Here is a 5,605-nt window from a genome sequence, read left to right on the forward strand (position 1 = left end):
GTCTATCCGCCGGCGCGTGCGCTGGAAGTGGCGCAGGACCGGGTGGACGAAAAAACATTCCTCAACGGCATCGGCATTGCCACCGCCGATTTCCACGCCGTCGACAATGATGACCAGCTGGTCGCGGCGCTGAAAGCATTCGACGGCAGCGGTGTCCTGAAGACCCGGCGCATGGGCTATGACGGCAAAGGCCAGCGCGTCTTCCGCAACATGGAAGCCGGCGGCTTCGCCGGCACATGCGAGGCGATGGGCAATGTGCCTCTGATCCTGGAGGCCTTCGTGCCGTTCGAGCGCGAGATATCGGTGATCGCGGCGCGTGGGCTGGACGGTGCGGTTGTCGCCTACGATCCAGCCGAGAATATCCATCGCAACGGCATTCTCCACACATCGACCTTGCCGGCCGCCATTATGCCGGAGACGCCGGAAGCGGCCCGGACGGCCGCATCGAAGATCCTGTCGGCGCTGAACTATGTCGGCGTCATCGGCGTCGAGTTCTTCGTGCTGGCGGACGGCTCGCTGCTGGCCAACGAGATCGCGCCGCGCGTGCACAATTCCGGCCATTGGACGGAAGCCGCCTGTATCGTCTCGCAGTTCGAGCAGCATATCCGCGCCATCGCCGGCCTGCCGCTCGGCGCCCCGGACCGCCATTCCGACTGTGTGATGGAAAACCTGATCGGCGACGATGTGCTGCGCGTCCCGGAGCTTCTCGCCGAGCCCGATCTGATGCTGCATCTCTACGGCAAGGCCGAAGCGCGGCTCGGCCGCAAGATGGGACATTTCACTCGGATCAGCCGTCGCGCCTCATAGGGTTGCCTACTGCAAATCGTCGCTCTCGTCCTCGCCTGGTTTGACGCAACTCAAATCGCCTTCCTCGCAATTGGCCGCGGCAGCGAGCTGCTTGATGCGATCATTGGTCAATCTGGTCAGGCATTGCGATACTGCCATCGGATGGATCGAGCCGTCTTGACTGGCGGCGGTGGAATGCGCGCATTCGGCATCGCGAAAAGTGATCCAGGCGCGCTGCGCCACCTGCAGCAATCTCTTGCCGCCGGCGTCATCCGAGCTGGTGAGGTCCTGATAGGCCTTGTTGAGCTTGGCGTCGGCCGCCTGATAGTCTTCGCCGGCACAGATGTTCATCATCTGCTGGCTATCGTCGCTGCGGTCGCATTCCTGCGCGCGAGCAACCGAAGCTGCCGCCAGCAGGACAAGGCAGGCGGACAGGAACATTCGGCGCATGGTTCTCTCCAAATCACTTCACGGCGACCGCATCATCCCAGCCGGCCCCAGGGCCGCGCAATGCCGCAAGGCCGACATGGCGGATAATTGATGACAGGGACGATTCACAGCCGCTATGGAGCACGCTTGCGGTTGACAGGGACAAGGCTCCTCGTTTATGAGCCTCCCACAGTTCAAAGGCGCGTCTTCTGGCGCGCCTTAAAATTTCGACCCGGACCGGGTCCACACCGACAGGCAAGACCATGAAGATCAAGAATTCGCTCAAGGCGCTGAAGGCGCGTCACCGCGACAACCAGTTGGTTCGCCGCAAGGGCCGCGTCTACATCATCAACAAGACCGCCCCGCGCTACAAGGCACGCCAGGGCTGAGTTTTCGGGCAGGAGGCTGTTGCCTCCCCCCATTTGATGCTTGTTGCCGCCTGCCGGCATTTTCACGCCAAATTCAGTTTGACGTTCCGTCGCCCGGGACTAGAGTCCGGCGATGCGGATTCTTTTTGCATTTTTGACATCTCTGCTTGTTTCCGGCGTCATTTATGGCCCGGCATGGGCGGATGATGCTGTCGCGCCGCCGGCCACTCAGGACGCGCCGCCCGCCGCAACGACGAAACAAGCCCGCCTCGACCAGTTGTTCAGCGATCTGAAACGCGAGCGCAACGAAAAGGCGGCCGAGCGCATCGCCGGCAACATCTGGAGCGAGTGGTCGCAATCCGGCAGCGCCTCGATCGACCTGATGATGCAATGGTCGCAAAAAGCCGTCGAGGGCCAGAAGTTCGACGTCGCGCTCGATTTCCTCGACCAGGTGGTGACTTTGCAGCCGACTTATGCCGAAGGCTGGAACCGGCGTGCCACCGTCCATTTCATGATGAAGAACTACGGCAAGTCGATGTCCGACATCGACCATACGCTGCAGCTCGAGCCGCGCCACTTCGGCGCGCTGTCCGGCCTGGCGCAGATCATGGCGCTGACCGGCCACAAGCAATCGGCGCTCGAGGCCTGGCAAAAGGTGCTGGCCATCTATCCGATGATGCGCAGCGCCCAGGACCAGGTCGGCACGATTTCGGAGGAACTTGCCGGTGAAGGCATTTGATGTCCTGAAGGGAATACGAGAGTAAGGCAGTATGTAAGTGGTGCAGATTGCGCTGTGGAACATATCCCCTACTCCCCTACTCCCCTACAACTTATCCCCCTCCACCTCCGTATCTCCCCTCATGAACCTGATCTACGCCGCCCTTGCCTTCCTGATGGCGCTTATCTTCGGCTTTGTCGGCGTCACCCGCGTCGGATCATGGCTGATCGAGCGCCGCAATCCGCCGATTGGCGAGTTCGCCGACATCGACGGCGCCCGCATCCATTATGTCCATGTCTCGGCACCAGCCAATGCCGAGCTGCCGCCGATCGTCTTCCTCCACGGCGCCAGCGCCAACCTCAGGGACCAGATGCTGCCGCTGCGCCCCTTGCTCGAAGGCCGCGCCGAAATGCTGTTCTTCGACCGGCCAGGCCATGGCTGGTCGGGTCGCGGCACCAACAACGAGAATCCGTCGGCGCAGGCCAACACCATTGCCGCACTGATGGACCATCTCGGCATCAAAAAGGCTGTCATCGTTGGCCATTCCTTCGGCGGCGTGGTGACATCGGCCTTTGGCCGCGAACATCCAGACAAGACACTCGGGCTCGTCTTTCTCGCACCGGCGACCCACCCATGGCCGGGCGGCGCAACCGCCTGGTACTACAATCTGACCACCATGCCGGTGCTCGGTTGGCTGTTTTCCGAAGCGCTCACCTATCCGGCGGGAGCCCTGCAGATGGCTGACGCCACCACCTGCGTCTTTTCGCCCAACAAGGTGCCGGACAATTATCTCAGCTCGGCCTCTATCCCGCTGGTGCTGCGACCAACAGCCTTTCGTGCCAACGCCACCGATGTCGCCGGGCTCTATCGCTATGCCCTCGGCGCCGCACCGCGCTACAACGAGATCAAGGCGCCAACCGTGGTCATTTCAGGCGATCGCGACAAGGTGGTCTATGCACATATCCATTCGGTCGGCCTGGCGCGCGACATTGCCGGTGCCGAACTCGTGTGGGTGCACAATCTCGGTCACAAGCCAGACTGGATCGCGACCGACCTGACCGTCGGCGCCATCGAGAAGGTCGCCGGCAAGAATATAGACCTGCAGGCGATGGCCAGGACCGTGGAGGCGCGCATCGCCGGCGACGCCTACGGCGCCGGCAGATGCGCCGATATCAAGGTACCGCAGGCCGAACTCGCGCCGACCTGAAGCGGGCCGCCTGAATCCGTTCAGAGGCGACACGCTTCAGGAATCTAGCGGCTGACTTGTGTGTCCGAACCGATATAGGCGATGCGCAGCATGTTGGTCGAACCCGGTGTCCGCAGCGGCACGCCCGCGGTGATGATGACGCGGTCGCCAGGCTTGCCGAAGCCTTCGTCGAAGGCGATGCGGCAGGCGCGATTGACCATGTCGTCGAGATCGACGGCGTCGGGTGAGACGACGCAATGCGTGCCCCACAAAAGCGACAGCCGCCGCGCCGTGTTGAGGATCGGCGACAGCGCGATAACAGGCACTTGCGGCCGCTCGCGGGCGGCGCGCAGGCCTGTGGTGCCCGATGCGGTGTAGGTGATGATCGCCGACAGCTTCAGCGTTTCGGCGATCTCGCGCGCGGCCAGCGAAATGGCGTCGGCGCCGGTCGCCTCCGGCTCGGAGCGCTGGGCGTTGATGATGCCGGCATAGGTCGGATCGGTTTCGACCTTGGTGGCGATACGGTTCATCATTGCCACGGCCTCGACGGGATAGGCACCCGCCGCCGATTCCGCCGACAGCATAATGGCATCGGCGCCTTCGAAGACGGCGATCGAAACATCGGACACTTCGGCGCGGGTCGGCACCGGCGCCGTGATCATCGATTCCAGCATCTGCGTTGCAACCACCACCGGCTTGCCGGCGCGGCGTGCCGCGCGCGTGATCTGCTTCTGGATGCCGGGCACCGCCTCGAGCGGCATCTCGACGCCGAGATCGCCGCGGGCGACCATCAGCGCGTCGGACAATTCGATGATCTCGGCCAGCCGGGCGACGGCCTGCGGCTTTTCGATCTTGGCCATGATCAGCGCCCGGCCGCGTGCGATCTTGCGCGCTTCGGCCAGATCCTCCGGCCGCTGCACGAAGGACAGCGCGACCCAGTCGACGCCTGTGGCCAGCACGGCATCGAGGTCCTTGCGATCCTTCTCGGTCAGCGCGCCGACCGGGAGGTCGGTGTCGGGCAGGCTGACGCCCTTCTTGTCGGAAATCGTGGTGCCGGCGACGACGGTGCAGACGATCGACTTGCCGTCGCTCTTCACCGCCTTCAGCTCGAGCTTGCCATCGTCGATCAGCAGGCGATGGCCGGCTTCGACCGAGCTCAGGATTTCCGGATGCGGCAGATAGACCCTGGTCGAGGTGCCGGGCTCGGGATTGTCGTCGAGGGTGAAGGTCTGGCCTTGCGTCAGCACTTCCTTCCCGTTGGCGAACTTGCCGACGCGCAGCTTCGGTCCTTGCAGGTCGGCGAGGATGCCGATCGGCCGGCCAACCGCTTCCTCGACAGCGCGGATGCGTCCGACCAGCGTGCGCATCAGCTCATGGTCGGTATGGCTCATATTGATGCGGAACACATCGGCGCCCGCTTCGAACAGTTTCTTCAGCATCTCCTCCGACGAGGAGGCCGGACCGATGGTGGCTAGGATCTTGACCTTGCGGCTACGTCTCATTGACTGTTTGTTCCCGGGGCGGCTGGAGCGCCTCCCGTTGTGGACTCATCGGTCAGCTGGACCATCCAGCTTGCCTGTTCGCCCGTGTCATGTTCCTGGAATCCGGCGCGCTGGAAGCCCCGGGCGACGCAGTCGGTCACGCCGGCGATCTTGAACTCTTTTTCAGCCACGCACATATTGATCGGGCCGTCCCAGCGTCCACCGCGTTCGGCGTCTTCTGCATAAAGATAGTAAAACCTTGATGACAGCGGCCCTTCGATCAGCGTCTTGCAGCTCGATCCCTCGATGTGCCACCAGCCTTCGGTGATCCAGCCGGCCTTGGCGCGATAGCCGATGCCGACACCGACCAGGTTCTGCGTGGCGTTGCAGACGCGGAAATCGGCACGCGCCGGCGAAGCCACGACCATCGCCGACAGGCCCATGGCAAAAGTGAGGAGCGGCATGGCAAAGGCAGAGCGCATGCGCTGCCCGCCGGCGGAACTCATCCGAAAACCCCTCAAAAACCACATCAGCATCTCTCTGCGCCCCTTTTCGGAAAAGTCCGGGCGCATGTCAACGCACCGTTTTGTCCAATTCCAATCGATTTAGAAAGGCTCCGGCGCACAATTCGCCGACG

At 63.1% G+C, this 5,605-nt stretch carries 7 protein-coding genes; 4 read left to right on the top strand and 3 right to left on the bottom strand.

Going from position 1 to position 5,605, the window contains the following annotated elements:
• Window positions 1–807, top strand: an 807-nt coding sequence (locus EN750_RS16295; RefSeq protein ID WP_127397017.1) for a 5-(carboxyamino)imidazole ribonucleotide synthase, incomplete at its 5' end; no start/stop codon positions are given.
• A 6-nt stretch (window positions 808–813) separates the two neighbouring features.
• On the opposite strand, the gene EN750_RS16300 is transcribed toward EN750_RS16295, so the two are convergent.
• Entirely contained in the window at window positions 814–1,236 is a 423-nt protein-coding gene (locus EN750_RS16300; RefSeq protein WP_127397018.1) for a lysozyme inhibitor LprI family protein, read from the bottom strand.
• Window positions 1,237–1,478: 242 nt separating this feature from the next.
• Between EN750_RS16300 and ykgO the strand changes: the two genes are divergently transcribed.
• From ykgO to EN750_RS16315, 3 genes are all read left to right on the top strand, one after another.
• Entirely contained in the window at window positions 1,479–1,604 is a 126-nt protein-coding gene (gene ykgO / locus EN750_RS16305) for a type B 50S ribosomal protein L36 (protein WP_006327841.1), read from the top strand.
• Window positions 1,605–1,716: 112 nt separating this feature from the next.
• A complete protein-coding gene (locus EN750_RS16310; protein ID WP_127397019.1) occupies window positions 1,717–2,322 on the top strand; it encodes a hypothetical protein in 606 nt (201 codons plus the stop codon).
• Window positions 2,323–2,443: 121 nt separating this feature from the next.
• On the top strand, window positions 2,444–3,508 hold the full coding sequence (locus EN750_RS16315) for an alpha/beta hydrolase (RefSeq protein WP_127397020.1): 1,065 nt from the start codon (window positions 2,444–2,446) through the stop codon (window positions 3,506–3,508).
• 44 nt (window positions 3,509–3,552) lie between these two features.
• Here EN750_RS16315 and pyk read toward each other — a convergent pair whose 3' ends face one another.
• Both pyk and EN750_RS16325 read right to left on the bottom strand, forming a co-directional pair.
• The gene (gene pyk, locus EN750_RS16320) at window positions 3,553–4,989 is read right to left on the bottom strand and encodes a pyruvate kinase (protein WP_013529204.1); all 1,437 of its coding nucleotides are present in this window, start codon (window positions 4,987–4,989) and stop codon (window positions 3,553–3,555) included.
• The gene (locus EN750_RS16325) at window positions 4,986–5,474 is read right to left on the bottom strand and encodes a DUF1036 domain-containing protein (RefSeq protein WP_127397021.1); all 489 of its coding nucleotides are present in this window, start codon (window positions 5,472–5,474) and stop codon (window positions 4,986–4,988) included. Before EN750_RS16325 ends, pyk begins: the two co-directional genes overlap by 4 nt.
• Between the last annotated feature and the right edge of the window lie 131 nt (window positions 5,475–5,605).

This window comes from Mesorhizobium sp. M7A.F.Ca.ET.027.03.2.1 (assembly GCF_003999175.1).
In the GTDB taxonomy this organism is placed as follows: domain Bacteria; phylum Pseudomonadota; class Alphaproteobacteria; order Rhizobiales; family Rhizobiaceae; genus Mesorhizobium.

Coding starts and splice junctions, on each gene's coding strand:
- EN750_RS16325 (WP_127397021.1), bottom strand. CDS start 5,474: ATGAGTTCCGCCGGCGGGCAGCGCATGCGCTCTGCCTTTGCCATGCCG.
- EN750_RS16315 (WP_127397020.1), top strand. CDS start 2,444: ATGAACCTGATCTACGCCGCCCTTGCCTTCCTGATGGCGCTTATCTTC.
- EN750_RS16300 (WP_127397018.1), bottom strand. CDS start 1,236: ATGCGCCGAATGTTCCTGTCCGCCTGCCTTGTCCTGCTGGCGGCAGCT.
- ykgO (WP_006327841.1), top strand. CDS start 1,479: ATGAAGATCAAGAATTCGCTCAAGGCGCTGAAGGCGCGTCACCGCGAC.
- pyk (WP_013529204.1), bottom strand. CDS start 4,989: ATGAGACGTAGCCGCAAGGTCAAGATCCTAGCCACCATCGGTCCGGCC.
- EN750_RS16310 (WP_127397019.1), top strand. CDS start 1,717: ATGCGGATTCTTTTTGCATTTTTGACATCTCTGCTTGTTTCCGGCGTC.